This window comes from Serratia sp. BIGb0234, assembly GCF_024809915.1.
Lineage (GTDB): Bacteria > Pseudomonadota > Gammaproteobacteria > Enterobacterales > Enterobacteriaceae > Serratia > Serratia liquefaciens.
Genome location: NZ_JANUEI010000003.1, coordinates 276,369 through 291,843 on the forward strand (window position 1 = coordinate 276,369; position 15,475 = coordinate 291,843).

At 54.9% G+C, this 15,475-nt stretch carries 12 protein-coding genes; 4 read left to right on the forward strand and 8 right to left on the reverse strand.

The window, feature by feature from the left end; genetic code table 11:
• Positions 1-6 precede the first annotated feature (6 nt).
• The gene (locus M2407_RS14200; protein WP_391581048.1) at positions 7-450 is read left to right on the forward strand and encodes an ester cyclase; all 444 of its coding nucleotides are present in this window, start codon (positions 7-9) and stop codon (positions 448-450) included.
• A 48-nt stretch (positions 451-498) separates the two neighbouring features.
• On the opposite strand, the gene rpoD is transcribed toward M2407_RS14200, so the two are convergent.
• From rpoD to rpsU, 3 genes are all read right to left on the reverse strand, one after another.
• Positions 499-2,334, reverse strand: a complete 1,836-nt coding sequence (gene rpoD / locus M2407_RS14205) for an RNA polymerase sigma factor RpoD (protein WP_020831770.1) — start codon at positions 2,332-2,334, stop codon at positions 499-501.
• Positions 2,335-2,491: 157 nt separating this feature from the next.
• Entirely contained in the window at positions 2,492-4,240 is a 1,749-nt protein-coding gene (gene dnaG, locus M2407_RS14210; RefSeq protein ID WP_046372583.1) for a DNA primase, read from the reverse strand.
• Between the two features lie 136 nt (positions 4,241-4,376).
• On the reverse strand, positions 4,377-4,592 hold the full coding sequence (rpsU, locus tag M2407_RS14215; RefSeq protein ID WP_001144069.1) for a 30S ribosomal protein S21: 216 nt from the start codon (positions 4,590-4,592) through the stop codon (positions 4,377-4,379).
• A gap of 327 nt (positions 4,593-4,919) precedes the next feature.
• Here rpsU and tsaD point away from each other — a divergent pair, with 327 nt between their 5' ends.
• Positions 4,920-5,933 (forward strand): tRNA (adenosine(37)-N6)-threonylcarbamoyltransferase complex transferase subunit TsaD, encoded by a 1,014-nt coding sequence (gene tsaD, locus M2407_RS14220; RefSeq protein WP_020828723.1) that lies wholly within the window; start codon positions 4,920-4,922, stop codon positions 5,931-5,933.
• A 63-nt stretch (positions 5,934-5,996) separates the two neighbouring features.
• Here tsaD and M2407_RS14225 read toward each other — a convergent pair whose 3' ends face one another.
• The 4 genes from M2407_RS14225 to plsY all read right to left on the reverse strand — a co-directional run bounded on the left by M2407_RS14225 (position 5,997) and on the right by plsY (position 12,756).
• Positions 5,997-7,739: an ABC transporter ATP-binding protein gene (locus tag M2407_RS14225; RefSeq protein ID WP_259218464.1), complete on the reverse strand. Its 1,743-nt coding sequence runs from the start codon at positions 7,737-7,739 to the stop codon at positions 5,997-5,999.
• A complete protein-coding gene (locus M2407_RS14230; protein ID WP_259218465.1) occupies positions 7,733-9,529 on the reverse strand; it encodes an ABC transporter ATP-binding protein in 1,797 nt (598 codons plus the stop codon). The genes M2407_RS14225 and M2407_RS14230 overlap by 7 nt, the downstream gene beginning before the upstream one ends.
• Before the next feature lie 141 nt (positions 9,530-9,670).
• Complete coding sequence (gene fhuA, locus M2407_RS14235; protein WP_259218466.1) at positions 9,671-11,866, reverse strand: ferrichrome porin FhuA; 2,196 nt, start codon at positions 11,864-11,866, stop codon at positions 9,671-9,673.
• 251 nt (positions 11,867-12,117) lie between these two features.
• Positions 12,118-12,756: a glycerol-3-phosphate 1-O-acyltransferase PlsY gene (plsY, locus tag M2407_RS14240; protein WP_046372586.1), complete on the reverse strand. Its 639-nt coding sequence runs from the start codon at positions 12,754-12,756 to the stop codon at positions 12,118-12,120.
• Positions 12,757-12,863: 107 nt separating this feature from the next.
• Between plsY and folB the strand changes: the two genes are divergently transcribed.
• Positions 12,864-13,223, forward strand: coding sequence for a bifunctional dihydroneopterin aldolase/7,8-dihydroneopterin epimerase (folB, locus tag M2407_RS14245; protein WP_006320572.1), 360 nt, complete (start codon positions 12,864-12,866; stop codon positions 13,221-13,223).
• Positions 13,224-13,354: 131 nt separating this feature from the next.
• A complete protein-coding gene (bacA, locus tag M2407_RS14250; protein ID WP_004948342.1) occupies positions 13,355-14,179 on the forward strand; it encodes an undecaprenyl-diphosphate phosphatase in 825 nt (274 codons plus the stop codon).
• A 39-nt stretch (positions 14,180-14,218) separates the two neighbouring features.
• Here bacA and M2407_RS14255 read toward each other — a convergent pair whose 3' ends face one another.
• Positions 14,219-15,463: a multifunctional CCA addition/repair protein gene (locus M2407_RS14255; RefSeq protein WP_259218467.1), complete on the reverse strand. Its 1,245-nt coding sequence runs from the start codon at positions 15,461-15,463 to the stop codon at positions 14,219-14,221.
• Between the last annotated feature and the right edge of the window lie 12 nt (positions 15,464-15,475).

Below are 15,475 nucleotides of genomic sequence, written 5' to 3' on the forward strand. Positions count from 1 at the left end.
AAAGCGATGATTAAAGCGGGATTGGTCGCTCTGCTGTTGGCAAGCGGCGTTGCCCATGCGGGCAACAGCGTGCAGGAACTGAAGAACAAAAATAACGTGCTGGAGTTTTATCAGCAGGGGCTAAATAACAAGGATTTTGCCGCGGCACGGCCCTTTCTGGGTGACGAGTACAAACAGCACAATCCCAATGCGCAGGATGGGGTGGAAGGGTTCCGCAAGTTTGTCGAGCTGCTCAAAGCGCGTTACCCCGATTCTCACAGCGAAATCAAACAGGCATTTGTCGACGGCAACTATGTGATTTTGCACGTAGAGACCAGCGGACGAGAAAAGGGCAAGACGGCCGCGATTATCGATATTTTCCGGCTTGATGACGCAGGCAAAATCGTGGAGCACTGGGACGTGACCCAATCGGTGCCGGAGAAAACCGCCAGCGGCAACAGCATGTTTTAGGCAATAAAAAACCCCGGCGAGCCGGGGTTTTTTGTCAACAGCTGAACCTTAGTCGTCCAGGAAGCTGCGCAGCACTTCGGAACGGCTTGGGTGGCGCAGTTTACGCAGTGCTTTGGCTTCGATCTGACGAATACGCTCACGGGTAACGTCGAACTGTTTGCCCACTTCTTCCAGCGTATGGTCAGTGTTCATATCGATGCCGAAACGCATACGCAGCACTTTCGCTTCACGGGCAGTCAGGCCGGCCAATACGTCGTGCGTTGCGGAGCGCAGGCTTTCCGAGGTGGCAGAATCCAGCGGCAGCTCGAGGGTGGTATCCTCGATGAAATCGCCCAGATGTGAATCTTCATCATCACCGATCGGCGTTTCCATGGAGATCGGCTCTTTGGCGATCTTCAGCACTTTGCGGATTTTGTCTTCCGGCATCAGCATGCGTTCAGCCAGCTCTTCCGGCGTCGGTTCGCGGCCCATCTCTTGCAGCATCTGGCGCGAAATACGGTTGAGCTTGTTGATGGTCTCAATCATATGTACCGGAATACGGATGGTACGCGCCTGGTCGGCGATAGAACGGGTGATAGCCTGACGGATCCACCAGGTGGCGTAAGTCGAGAACTTATAACCACGACGGTATTCAAACTTGTCTACCGCTTTCATCAGACCGATGTTGCCTTCCTGGATCAGATCCAGGAACTGCAGGCCGCGGTTGGTGTATTTCTTGGCGATAGAAATAACCAGACGCAAGTTCGCTTCAACCATCTCTTTCTTCGCACGGCGGGCTTTCGCTTCACCGATAGACATGCGGCGGTTGATGTCCTTCACCTGCTCGATGGTCAAGCCGGTCTCTTCTTCGATCTGACGCAGTTTCTGCAGGCTGCGCTGCACGTCTTCGGCGACGTCTTTCAGCTTCTCTGACCATGGCTTGGCCATTGCCAGCGCCGCTTCGAACCAGGTGGTGCTGGTTTCGTTGCCGGCGAACAGAGTGACGAAGTTTTTCTTCGGCATTTTGCACTGTTCAACGCACAGCTTCATGATGATACGTTCTTGAGTACGAACGCGGTCCATCATGGTACGCATGCTGTTGACCAGGAAGTCGAACTGTTTTGGCACCAGGCGGAACTGCTTGAACACTTCAGACAGCTTCAGAATTTCTTCTGCTGCGCTGGCGTGGCTGCGGCCGTTCTTTTTGATGACGACACGAGTCGCTTCGTACTGATCGCGCAGGTCGGCGAATTTCTGACGGGCCAGCTCAGGATCGATGCTGTTGTCGTCTTCTTCTTCGTCTTCATCTTCTTCTTCGTCGTCGTCGTTCTGCTCTTCGGTAGACAGCTCAGAACCCACGTGGGTAGCGGTAGGGGCGATGTCCTCTTCCGCATTAGGATCGACGAAGCCGGTGATCAGATCGGACAGGCGAGCTTCGCCCGCTTCGACGCGATCGTACTGTTCCAGCAAATAGGTAATGGCTTCCGGGTACTCGGCAACCGAGCACTGCACCTGGTTGATGCCGTCTTCAATGCGCTTGGCGATGTCGATTTCGCCTTCGCGCGTCAGCAGTTCAACGGTCCCCATTTCGCGCATGTACATGCGCACCGGGTCGGTGGTACGGCCGATTTCAGACTCAACGCTGGACAACACCTGAGCGGCAGCTTCTTCCGCATCTTCGTCCGTGCTGTTTGAGTTTTCAGCAAGCAATAGGTCGTCGGCGTCCGGTGCTTCTTCCAGAACCTGGATGCCCATGTCGTTAATCATCTGGATGATGTCTTCGATCTGGTCGGAGTCGACGATATCTTCCGGCAGATGGTCATTGACCTCAGCATAGGTCAGATAGCCTTGCTCCTTACCACGGGTGACAAGTAGCTTTAGCTGTGACTGCGGGTTTTGCTCCATAAGACGGTATCCACACTTCAGAGTATTTGGGTTGGTGTCGGTCGGCGAAACCGCCAACAATAGCATTTGGGGCGTTTTTGTTGTTGCCGCGGCCCACTGTGGCGGCATATTGCAGGGCTCTGCCCTCGCATTTATCGGCACTTAAGCCGTTTGGTATTCAGTTTTTCTTCGCCAGCACCTGATTCAAAGAACGGACTTCTTCACGTTCTTCCGGGCTGAGGCCATGGGTTCTGGCCTGTGCGATCAATGTCTCCAGCCGCTGTTCCAGTACCGAGTCGTACAGGCTGGCTAAAGTATCCAAAAAAGTCTGTTCAACCATATCCTCAACGATCATATGGTTCCATGTTGCCAAGGTTTCAAGCTGTTGGCTCAATTTGTTGTCGCGATACTGCTCCAACAGTTGGCCGGTTGTCAGCCCTGGCTGAGCCAGACAGGTCTGCACCAGCTCGACAAACAGCGGCAAACCCGCCTGTTTGGTCTGCTCCAATCCCTCAAGCGAAGGGATAAGTGTAGCCAGTTGCGGATTTTGTACCAGTAACCCTATCAGTATACGCATGGTTGTGCGTTTTAGCTGGGGCGCCTGATAAGTATTCGCATTTTCGGCTTGCTTGGGCATCAGCTTGTCCAACTGGCTGTCGTCCAGCAAACCCAGCTTGCTGCCGAGCTGTTGGCGCAGGTACAAGCGCAACGTTTCGCCCGGCACCTGAGTAATCAGCGGCAGTGCCAGCGTGCTCAGCTTGGCGCGGCCGTCCGGGCTGCTCAGGTCTACCTGCGGCATCAGGGTTTCGAACAGGAAAGTGGAAAGCGGCTGCGCCTGCTCCATTCGCTGTTCGAAGGCCTCTTTGCCTTCTTTGCGTACCAATGTGTCCGGGTCTTCGCCGTCGGGCAAAAACATAAACCGCAGTTGACGCCCGTCATTGAGATAGGGCAACGCGGTTTCCAGTGCGCGCCATGCCGCTTCGCGACCGGCTCTGTCACCGTCATAGCAACAGACAACGTTGTCGGTGGCGCGGAACAGCAGCTGAATATGTTCGGCCGTTGTCGAGGTGCCAAGCGAGGCGACGGCATAATCGATGCCGTACTGCGCCAGCGCCACCACGTCCATATAGCCTTCCACTACCAGCAATCGCTGCGGGGTAGGGTGGCTCTGTTGCGCTTCATACAGGCCGTACAGCTGACGACCTTTGTGGAAAACTTCGGTTTCCGGTGAGTTCAGGTATTTCGGCATGCCGTCACCCAATACGCGTCCGCCAAAGGCGATCACTCGCCCGCGTTTGTCGCGGATAGGGAACATTACGCGCTCACGGAAACGATCGTACGAGCGTCCTTGATCGTTAGTCACCAGCATGCCTGCATCGTTCAATGCCAGGCGTGACTCGGCGTCACGACCAAAACGCTTTAATGCGTTATCCCAACCGGCAGGTGCAAAACCGATGGCGAAATGACGGATAACGTCGTCACTCAGTCCGCGCTGTTGCAGATAATTGCGCGCCGGCGTGCCGGAGGACTGATGCAGTGACTGTTGATAGAACGCGCTGAGCTGTTCCATCAGTTGATACAGGCTTTGACGCTGATGGCGTTCGATTTGCGTCGGTCCGGAACCCGCCTCGTAAGGCACTTCCAGTCCGTGCATGGTGGCCAGCTCTTCGATGGTTTCGACAAACTCGAGCCTGTCGTAATTCATCAGAAAGTCGACGGCGTTACCGTGCGCACCACAACCAAAGCAGTGGTAAAACTGCTTTTCGCCATTAACCGTAAATGAAGGCGTTTTTTCGTGGTGGAACGGACAGCACGCGTGATAGTTCTTGCCCTGCTTCTTGAGCTTTACCCGGGCATCGATCAGATCGACGATGTCGGTGCGAGCCAGCAAGTCATTGATAAATACGCGCGGAATTCGTCCAGCCATAAGCCCTTACTTTACTAGCCTATAAACGAGAACAAGCCGCGCATTCCTTTCGGAAAGCACGGCCTTCGTATGCAACTACTCGGTCTGCGCGATTTTTAAAATCAGAAATTCACGCGGCGGGGTTGCCCCCGAAGAATTAATACAGACGAGTGCGGCGTGCGTTTTCGCGAGCCAGTTTCTTCGCGTGACGTTTCACAGCAGAAGCTTTAGCGCGCTTACGTTCGGTAGTCGGTTTTTCATAGAACTCACGACGACGAACTTCAGCCAGAACGCCCGCTTTTTCGCAAGAGCGTTTGAAACGACGCAGAGCAACGTCAAATGGCTCGTTTTCACGTACTTTAATTACAGGCATGTGCCTCTCACCTCAATAAAATTCGGTTTGCTGCTGGCCAAGCGCCAGCAATTTCAAAATGGTGCGGAATTTTACTTCAACGGATGCTGCTTTGTAAAGCACCACAGCAAATTGAAACCTGCGGCCACCCTGGTAAAACATGCGCAATTTTGCATCGGGCGCTGATTATAGACTAATCAGAAAAAAATGCTCGTTTTTAATCAAATCGGCATTTGTGGCTGTAATCATCAACATAGCCCAATAATGGTGACAAGCGTGCGCCACGCTGGCGGTAAACAGGCCCGATTGTGCTAAACTGGCGGCCGCACGTGAATGATGGGAAATGTAATGCGAGTACTGGGCATAGAAACCTCCTGCGATGAAACCGGAATTGCAGTGTATGACGATCAGGCCGGTTTATTAGCCAACCAATTGTACAGCCAGGTGAAGCTGCATGCCGACTACGGCGGCGTGGTGCCGGAGCTGGCCTCCCGCGATCACGTGCGCAAAACCGTGCCGTTGATTCAGGCGGCATTGAAGGAAGCGAACCTGACCGCGGCGGATATCGACGGCGTTGCCTACACCGCCGGGCCGGGCCTGGTGGGGGCGCTGCTGGTCGGAGCCACCATTGGCCGCGCACTGGCGTTTGCCTGGAATGTGCCGGCGGTGCCGGTGCATCATATGGAAGGCCACCTGCTGGCGCCGATGCTGGAAGATAACCCGCCGGCGTTTCCGTTTGTCGCGCTGCTGGTGTCTGGCGGGCATACGCAGCTGATCAGCGTGACCGGTATCGGCGAATATGAACTGCTGGGCGAATCGGTCGACGATGCGGCCGGTGAAGCTTTCGACAAAACCGCCAAGCTGCTTGGGCTGGACTACCCTGGCGGGCCGATGCTGTCGAAGATGGCGCAACAGGGCACGGCGGGGCGTTTCACCTTCCCACGCCCGATGACCGACCGGCCAGGGCTGGATTTCAGCTTCTCCGGGCTGAAGACCTTTGCCGCCAATACCATTCGCTCCAACGGCAATGACGATCAGACGCGTGCTGACATAGCCCGGGCGTTTGAAGATGCGGTGGTGGATACGCTGGCGATCAAATGCAAGCGCGCGCTGGAACAAACCGGCTTTAAGCGCCTGGTGATGGCCGGTGGCGTCAGCGCCAACCGTACGCTGCGAACCAAGCTGGCAGAAATGATGCATAAGCGCGGCGGTGAAGTGTTTTACGCCCGACCGGAGTTTTGCACCGATAACGGTGCGATGATCGCTTACGCAGGCATGGTGCGGCTGAAAAGCGGCGCTAATCCGGAGCTGAGCGTTTCGGTACGGCCGCGCTGGCCATTGGCTGAGCTGCCTGCCGTTTAATTGGCCTGGACATTTCCATAGTCAAACAAAAGGCTCCCTCGTGGGAGCCTTTTCAGTTTTCAGTCAGGCAATACGCCAACCTTTGGTTCTGTGCCGCTGAGTCAGGAAATGCGCGTAGTGTCCCCCCAGGGCTTCAAGCTGGGCATGGGTGCCGCGTTCAGCAATTTCGCCGTCTTGCAGTACCAGAATTTGATCGGCCATCGCTACCGTCGACAGCTGGTGCGCAATGACAATCAACGTCTTCTTGCCGCGCAGCCGTGCCAGGGTGTCGGCAATGATCGCTTGATTCTCGGGATCCAGTGCCGCAGTCGCTTCATCAACCAGCAGAACAGGGGCGTCTTTAATCAGCGCGCGGGCGATAGAAATACGCTGGCGCTCGCCGCCGGAAAGCCGTGCGCCGCCTTCCCCTACCGGGGTATCCAGCCCCTGGGGCAGCCGTTCGATGATTTCCGCCGCCCCGGCCTGTTCGATGGCCATCAACACTTCCTCGTCGCTGGCCGTCGGCTTACCCAGACGGATGTTTTCGCCAATGCTGCCTTGGAACAGGTAGGTATTTTGGAAAATCTGGCTGATCTGATCCGTCAATTGTTCGTTAGGGATCTGGCGTACGTCGGCTCCGCCAATCATCACAGCCCCGCCGGTGACGTCAAAGAAACGCGCAATCAAACGGACCAGGCTGGTTTTACCCGAGCCGGATGCGCCAACCAGTGCGGTCATGGTGCCGGGTTCCACCTTAAAGCTGACCCCGCGCAGTACGGCAGCCTGTTCTGGCGAATAGCTGAACGAAACATCGCGCAGCTCCAGCGAGCCGTCATGTGGCCGTTGCGCCTGTTGAGGTTCGGGCAAGGGGGTAATGGCTAAAATTTCGCTGACGGCATTTAACTGGCCGCGGGCGTTTCGCAGGGCTTCGCCATAACTGGCAACGTCCAGCAACGGGTCGATAAAGCGGCTAACCAGCATCAGGGCGATCACCGTCCCCACGGCGCTACCGATAGCCGGCAGGTTCCCCTGATAATGGCTCAGCAGCGTGGCTCCGGTGACCAAGAGGGTGGCAAACACCAGTTGCACTACCCAGGAGTTGAGCACCACAGAGGCCGTGGAGATATAAATAAGCCGCTTGCCTGACTGATACTGCCGATCGATGGCCTGTTCGAGGAAACGGGTCCCGCCGCCTTCGCCATTGAAGGCACGCAGTACGGACTGTGCCTGAGCAAATTCCACCATACGTTGGCTGGTGTGGGCGGATGCCTGATGGAAGGCTTCGTCAGCCTGGGTACCGAGCCGCGCTGAGAGCAGGAAAATACCGGCAATCAGGGGGAGGGCCGCCAGCGCCAGTAGCCCCATTTGCCACTGCAGGGTGCAGAGCGCTATCACCAGCACCAGCGGCGTGACGACACCGCTGACGATCGGTGTAAAAAGGTGCGCCGGGAGTTGCGCCACATCCATCATCCCCTGAGAAACCACATGACTGAGTCGCGCCGTATTATCAGGAGTGAACCAGCCGATAGGCAAGGTAGCCACATGGTCGCCAATGCGTTGACGGGCGGTCAGTAACAGCGATGAACCTACGTTCATGCCGGCGAAATCGACGCGCCTGCGCAACAGCCAGCTCAAAAGTACGCCGGCGAAAAGCGCTATCAGCCAACCGGCAGCCGTGTAGACTTCACCTTGCAGCAGATAGCCGACAATAGGCACCAAGGTGGTGACCGTCAGGCCGCAACACACACCGTAAAGCGCGGCCATGCCGATATAACGACGGAATATGGGAGCATCGTTGCCGAGCAACTGCATAAATGTTTTTAACATGGTTGATCCGCCTGTTTCGTCATGTTTTCGTAACCCCCCGCAGCCCAGAGGCGTGCATAGCGGCCTTGGCCGGCCAACAACTCGGCATGGTTGCCTTGTTCGCGGATCGTGCCGTCCTCAAGCACAACGATATGATCGGCGTGCATGATGGTATCTAACCGATGGGCAATCACCAGTAACGTGCGATTTTTGGCAAAGTTGGAAAGGGCTTCCTGAATAAGGTATTCGTTCTCCGCATCAGCGGCGGCGGTGGCTTCATCCAGTACCAAAATCGGTGGGTTCAACAGTACGGCGCGCGCAATGCTTACGCGCTGCTGTTCACCCCCGGAGAGTTTTGCATCCTCCCCGACCACCGAGTCGTAGCCCCGTGGCAAGCTCAGGATATGATCGTGAATATTGGCAGCCCTGGCGGCGGCTTCGATTTCTTGCATGCTGGCATTGGGGCGACCCAACGCAATGTTTTCTCGCAGGCTGGCGTGGATCAGTTTCACTTCCTGCAACACGAAACCAATGTGTTGATAAAGCTGGGTCGAGCTCATTTCGCGCAGATCGACGCCGCCAAGCGTGATGCGCCCCTGCGTCGGATCGAAGAAGCGCAACAGCAAGCGTGCCAGGGTGGATTTACCCGCGCCTGATGGGCCGACGATGGCGGTTACGCTGCCGGGTTTCAGGCTGAGGTTGATGTCTGCCAGCACGTGACTGTCACTATTGTAGGAATAACCGGTTTGTTCGAAACGGATCTCCGCGTCTTTCAGCATTGGCTGCACTTCCGGCTGCGTGAGGATCGGCGTGTCCAGCAGCGATTGTATGCGTTCCGCTGCCCCTGTGGCATTACGCAGGCCGTGGGTAATAAAGCCCATTAACAGCAGCGGGGCGGAAATACCCGGTGCGACCAGGGCGAACGGCAAGACGTTAAGCGGTTCAAGCCAGCCCACTGCCACAAACAAGGTACCGAAAACCAACACCACCCCCAATACGGTCACCGGAGCAACGATGGCATTCGCCAGCGCGATGGTCTTGATCACCGGGCTCATGGTACGGGTGAATATCTGGGTAAAGGAGGCGATCGCTTTACGGTAGCTGCTGTGCGCTTTGCCGCCGCCGCTGAAGGTTTTGATCACCGGGATGCCGTTAACGAATTCGGCTACGGCATTATTGATACGGCCTAATCCCTTAACAAACTCGCCCATATGGGGCGCTCCGGCTTTCTGAGCCCTGCCGAAAATGAAGAAGAACAGGAAGAAAGGAATGATCGAGACGATCGCCATCCGCCAGTCCATGACGAACATGTAGATAACCGAGATCAGCATCGCGCCGATTGTGCGTCCCAGCGTGGTGAAAAAGTGGGCGGTGAGATCGTGCAGAGTGCCAATATCGTCCTGCATCGCCTGTTTCACTTCGCCTGAGGCACGGTCGCTAAACCACCCCAAGGGCACCTGTGCCAGACGCCGGGCCGCCGTAATGCGCAGGCCATGGGTAATGCGGTTATCCGCCAGGTGTGCGAGCACTTCGGCCAGGGTGACAATGATTAAGCCGACAAACAGGCTGACCAGGCAGACGACGACGCTGTCGCCAATCCCACCCGCCGCCAGAAACGGAGTAGCGGCTCCTGTTTGTTCCTGATGACCCAAAACAATGACGGCAATATGGGCAATGCCTGCCAACGGCACCAGCGTGAATATTGTGCCGATAGCTGCCAGTACCCCGGCGACAATAAGGCTCCCACGTATAGGCCGCAGCAGTCGCCCGATCGGACCAGGCTTACCGGCCCCCGTTTGATGACTACTCATAATAACTCCCCTGAGGAATATAAATAAGGATTCTTGGCCAAGATTGGCCAAGAAATAGAGTGGCGAAAATCAAACGCCATAATTAAAGCACGACATGTAGCTCAATATAATTTCGAAAGAATAGGGCTGTAATATTTGCTATTACCAATGCAAGGTTAATGTGGTGAGGATTTGCCGTTCTGCACCCCATGAACAGGTATTGTTGGTAAAGCAAGAGGAAACATAGTGCTTATCAAAAAGATTATTTACGTTTAAAGCAATTTCTGCGTTTTCCAGTCCGGGGATATCATCCAGTTGATATTTTATGGCGGTATCAAAAACCGTATAGCTCGGGACTTTGAAATTATTCCCATCGTCACCCGGGGTGCTTGACACATAACGTGCGCCACCGCCGAGGCTCAGCCCATTTAACCAGCCTTGATTAAAGGTGTAATCGGTCCACAAATTAGCCATATGTTTAGGCACCATGGCTGGAGTATGACCATTATTACCGGAGTTATCGCGGAACTCAGCATGAGTATAGGTATAGCTTGCGATTAAATTAAGGTTATAGGTGAGTGCGGCCTTACCTTCAATTTCAATCCCGCGAGAGCGGATTTTGCCTTCCTGCACATTGTAATAAGGGTTAATGGCATCACGGCGTAAATTATTGTCTTTGGTCAGTTGGAATGCGGCGATAGAGGCAGAAACCGGTGCGTTATCAGGGATGAATTTAATCCCGGCTTCATATTGCTTCCCTCGGGAAGGTTTGAAAGCCTGGCCTGATAAACTGTTGCCGCTATTGGGTTCAAATGACTCGCTATAGCTCACGTAAGGTGCGATGCCGTTATTGAAAACATAGTTAACGCCGCCACGCCAGGTGAATTCATTATCCGTGATGCTGGATGAGGATTCCGCGCCCGTCATATTACTGCTTTCATGGGTTTTTACGACGCTGTGGTCAAAGCGGCCGCCCAGCGTGAATACCCAGTTCTGCCATTCGGCCTGATCCTGCAGATAAGTGCCTAACTGGTGGTTTTTGTTAATCGTATGGGTGTCGCCAAAATAAAGCACATCATGGTTGCCATACTGCGGGTTCACCAGATTGAGCGGCGCGGCAGAGCCCATCTTGTTTTGCAGATCGTTGCGCAGCTGCGAATAGTCGATCCCCATCAACAGGGTGTGGCGCCAACTGCCGGCGTTCAATCTCCCTTCCAGCCGGGTATCCGTGGTTAACCCATTCAATCTCTCGTCGCTGACCATGGTTGCGCGGGACAAGGTGGTGCCGTATTGCTGGGGTGCAACTCCCATGCAGGTCATTGGGTTGCACAGGCCGTTGCCATAGATGCTGCGCCAGTTGACCTTGGTATGCTGATAGCGGACGGCCTGATGGAAGGACCAGGTATCGTTGAAGGCATGATCAAGCTGATAGCCCACCGTGCGCTGCTGGCGTTCGAAACGGTTATAGCTGGGCTCGCCCTCGTTAAACGAAGGAGACAATTTGCCGAATTCGCCGGAAGTCAAAGTTCCTTCGCTCGGCAGCCAGCCGTAATAACCGGTGCGTGGTTCGTTTTGCAAAGACAGCTGAAACAACAGCGAGGTTTTATCCGACGGCTGCCAAAGCAAAGAAGGCGCAATGGCATAGCGTTTTTCGCGCTCGCCCTTTTGCTGGCTGTGCGCTTCGTAATAATTACCGGTTAAGCGGTAAGCCAATGCTTCTTCATCATCAAGAGCGTCGCTGAAATCGAATTGGGTTTTCCATTCGTGATGGTTGCCGGCCTGCAGCTGTAATTCATGCAATGGCTGCTTTTGTGGACGCTTGCTGACGCTGGAAATAACGCCGCCGGGGTTACTTTTGCCATACAGCACCGAGGCCGGACCGCGCAAAACTTCTACCCGCTGTAAAAAATACGGATCCACTTTGCTGTCGGCATACATATCCCCTTGTAATTTCAAACCGTCCAAATAGATATTCTGGCTGACGTTATTGAATCCCCGGATCATGACGCTATCAAATATGCTCGAACTGCCGCTGTTGCCTGTCATTACACCCGGCGTATAGTTGAGCGCATTTTTAATGGTGGCTGGGCGTTTGGTTTGTAATTCTTCTTGCGTAATAACGGAAATAGACTGAGGAGTTTTGATTAATGGGGTGCTGGTTTTTGTTGCCGTAACGCTTTGTTTGGCGGCATAGGTTCCATTGGATCCTATGGCTTCTTCTGCCGTATTTCCCTCGCCGTAAACGGTAATGACACTTTCGTTTTCCCCTGCGGCATAAGCCAATGAACTGGTACATATTCCTGCCAGCAGCATAAAAAGGTTAGGCTGTTTTATTATCAGGCGCCGAATAGTCTTCATAGGCATTTTATTGATGATCCATCTTTAGGGAATGACAATATTTAATTGTCGCTAATGATAATCATTAGCGATGGGGGGATTTGGCAATTCATGCGATTTTGAAAGAGGGACATTATTAAAGCAGAGGCGTTACCCTGGCGGGAAAACGCAATATATTCACGACGATAGAGTGATAACTCAAAAAACGGGCAACGAGGGGAACAGAACCCGGGCTAATTCGGGGCAGGCTGACCTGCCCCTGGCGTTATGAATTACTCTTCTTTTTTGGTTTCCTGCTCAACCGCTTCAGGCTTTTTCTTGCGGAATTTGCCCCAAATTTTTCCTTCCTGCCCACGCCAAAGGCGCTGAATGTTGTCGTGGTGCCGCATCAGGATCAGGCATGACAGCATGGCTACCGGGAAGGTGAACTGCGGTTTGAACCACCAAACGTAGAAGGGGGCAATCAGCGCGCTGACAATCGCGCCCAGCGAAGAGTAACCGCTGAGCAACACGGTCAGCAACCAGGTACCGGTCATCAGACCGGTCAGATCCCAGCCTATCGGTGCTATTGCACCAAATGCCGTTGCCACGCCCTTGCCGCCACGGAAATGGAAGAACACCGGATAGATGTGCCCAACGCAGGCGGCAATTGCCGTCAGCCCCAGGTACAGCGGCGGGACATTAAGCTTGTATGCCAGCCAGACCGGCAGCATTCCTTTGAGAATATCGAAAACCAGCACCGCTGCCGCCGCCAGGCGACCACCGATGCGCAGGACGTTGGTAGCCCCTGGATTCCCTGAGCCATGTTCACGCGGATCGGGCAGCCTGGCGATCCGACAAACCAGGATCGCACTGGAAATTGAGCCACACAGATACGCGAAGATAATCATGCCAAGCGCGGTAGCACTCATAACGCGGTTCCGTTTAATAAGGGTCGTTTTACTCGCAACATAAAGGGATAATACGCATATTCCGCTGGAAGTGGTATCCGGCAAGGCCAAAAACAGAGAATGACGTGATGGATATCGTATTTATAGAAGAACTTACCGTAATCACCACCATTGGCGTTTATGACTGGGAACAAAACATTCGCCAGAAGCTGGTGTTCGATATCGAAATGGGCTGGGACAACCGCCAGGCAGCTGCCAGCGACGACGTGAACGACTGTCTGAGCTATGCCGATATCAGTGAAGCCATCATCCAGCACGTGGAGCCAAATCGCTTTGCGTTGGTGGAGCGGGTGGCAGAGGAAATATCTGAAATATTGCTCCAGCGCTTCAATTCCCCCTGGGTCCGTATTAAGGTCAGCAAACCGGGCGCTGTTGCACATGCCAGCCGGGTTGGGGTGATTATTGAGCGTGGTACCCGTCCGGTGTGATGTTCTGTCATACAGGTGCAACTAAAGGCCGTTAACCTGGTCTGAACCTGAGAATTGTTTTAGCGGCAATGTATTGAGCACTGCCGCTTTTTTATGTTTATAGCCGTAAATTTATGGGGTGAGCGAAGCACATGGCGGACATGCATTCACTGTTTATTGCGTTTGTTCTTGGGGTGGTTGAAGGGTTAACTGAATTTTTGCCGGTATCTTCTACCGGGCACATGATCATCGTTGGCGAGTGGCTGGGTTTTACCGGCGATAAGGCCAAAACCTTTGAAGTGATCATTCAGTTGGGGTCGATTCTGGCGGTGGTGGTGATGTTCTGGCGCCGTCTGTTCGGGCTGATCGGCATTCATTTCGGCGGTAAGCCGGTTGAGCACGAAGGCAAAACGGCGGGCCGGTTGAAACTGGGCCATATCCTGCTGGCGATGATCCCCGCAGTAGTGCTGGGACTGTTGCTCCATGATTTCATCAAATCGCTGTTCGCACCGAAAAACGTGATGTATGCGTTGGTGGTCGGTGGTTTCCTGTTGCTGGCGGCGGAATGGCTGAAGCCGAAAAAACCGAGCGCTGAAGGGCTGGATGACATCACCTACCGCCAGGCGTTTATGATTGGTTGCTTCCAGTGTCTGGCGCTGTGGCCGGGCTTTTCCCGTTCAGGTTCGACCATTGCCGGCGGTATGCTGGTGGGCGTGAACCGTTATGCGGCCTCCGAGTTCTCCTTCATTCTGGCGGTGCCGATGATGATCGGTGCCAGCGGGCTGGACTTGTACAAGAGCCTGCACTTCCTGACGATGGGCGATTTACCGATGTTCGCCGTCGGTTTTGCTACCGCTTTCGTCGTAGCGCTGATCGCAATAAAAACCTTCCTGTCGCTGATCAAACGCATTTCGTTTGTGCCGTTCGCCATCTATCGTTTTATCGTTGCCGCCGTGGTTTACATGGTCTTCATGTAAGCGGCATGCCAATTAAAAACCCCGCGCTGCGGGGTTTTTTTATGCCTGGTCTTTCAGAATATCCTGGGTTTGTTTCCAGTCGGCCAACACCTGTTGACGACGGCGTTTGAGCTCATCGCGGATCGCCAGCCCTTGCAGGCCGCTGGCCACCACTTCTTTTACCGAGACGGCATTCGCCACCTGAAACGCCTGGCGCAGATAGTCACCCTGCGGGTAGGGATTGTTTTCAAATCCGGTACGGCCGCGAGCATCGGCTTCGCTGGTGAGGATCATCTGCTCCAACCGCTGAGGCTTGCGCCAGACATCGACCGCATCAAACAGTTTCAACAGGGTTTCCGGGCGCAGTTTGTTAACGGTGTGGATCAGGTCGTGATACTCGGCCACCAGTTTGGCCAGGTCGCGTACCGGGTTGGGGACACGCAACCGCTGACACAAGGCCTCTACCAGCACAACACCGGCAGGCCCGTGGCCGTGGTGGTGCGGCCACAGCTCTTTTGGTGTCTGCCCTTTACCCAAATCATGGCACAGCGCCGAAAAGCGCACGTCGACCTCGGGGCTGAGTTGGGCGGCAATAGCCAGCGTCATCAGCGTGTGAATGCCGGTATCGATCTCCGGGTGCCATTTAGCGGGGGCCGGTACGCCGAATAAAGCATCGATCTCCGGGAACAGTACGCTGAGCGCCTCGCAGTCGCGCAGCACCTGGAAATAGACCTGCGGGCTTTGGCTCTGCAGCGCCTTCTCGGTTTCTTTCCAGACCCGTTCCGGGGTCAGCGCCGCCAGTTCGCCGCTGTTCGCCATCTGACGCATCAACTCCGCGGTTTCCGGGGCTACGGTAAAACCCAGATGAGCGAAGCGGGCGGCAAAGCGCGCCACGCGCAGCACGCGCAACGGATCTTCACCAAAAGCTTCAGATACATGGCGTAACACCCGCGCTTGCAGGTCGGCCACGCCGTTGAAAGGATCGATTAACTCCCCGTCGGCGCTGCGGGCGATGGCGTTGATGGTCAGATCCCGGCGCTGCAGATCCTGTTCCAACGTCACGTCCGGCGCGGCGTAACAGGTAAAACCGGTATAGCCCTGGCCGGATTTCCGCTCGGTGCGCGCCAGCGCATATTCTTCATGGGTCTTGGGATTAAGAAACACCGGGAAGTCTTTACCGACCTGTTGATATCCCAGCGCGATCAGCTCTGACGGCGCGGCGCCCACCACCACCCAGTCGCGGTCGAATACCGGTATCTCAAGCAGGCTGTCGCGGACGGCGCCGCCGACCAGGTAAGTCTTCACTGTTAACTCCTG

Coding starts and splice junctions, on each gene's coding strand:
- plsY (WP_046372586.1), bottom strand. CDS start 12,756: ATGAGTGCTACCGCGCTTGGCATGATTATCTTCGCGTATCTGTGTGGC.
- M2407_RS14230 (WP_259218465.1), bottom strand. CDS start 9,529: ATGAGTAGTCATCAAACGGGGGCCGGTAAGCCTGGTCCGATCGGGCGA.
- folB (WP_006320572.1), top strand. CDS start 12,864: ATGGATATCGTATTTATAGAAGAACTTACCGTAATCACCACCATTGGC.
- dnaG (WP_046372583.1), bottom strand. CDS start 4,240: ATGGCTGGACGAATTCCGCGCGTATTTATCAATGACTTGCTGGCTCGC.
- tsaD (WP_020828723.1), top strand. CDS start 4,920: ATGCGAGTACTGGGCATAGAAACCTCCTGCGATGAAACCGGAATTGCA.
- fhuA (WP_259218466.1), bottom strand. CDS start 11,866: ATGAAGACTATTCGGCGCCTGATAATAAAACAGCCTAACCTTTTTATG.
- rpsU (WP_001144069.1), bottom strand. CDS start 4,592: ATGCCTGTAATTAAAGTACGTGAAAACGAGCCATTTGACGTTGCTCTG.
- M2407_RS14225 (WP_259218464.1), bottom strand. CDS start 7,739: ATGTTAAAAACATTTATGCAGTTGCTCGGCAACGATGCTCCCATATTC.
- bacA (WP_004948342.1), top strand. CDS start 13,355: ATGGCGGACATGCATTCACTGTTTATTGCGTTTGTTCTTGGGGTGGTT.
- M2407_RS14200 (WP_391581048.1), top strand. CDS start 7: ATGATTAAAGCGGGATTGGTCGCTCTGCTGTTGGCAAGCGGCGTTGCC.
- rpoD (WP_020831770.1), bottom strand. CDS start 2,334: ATGGAGCAAAACCCGCAGTCACAGCTAAAGCTACTTGTCACCCGTGGT.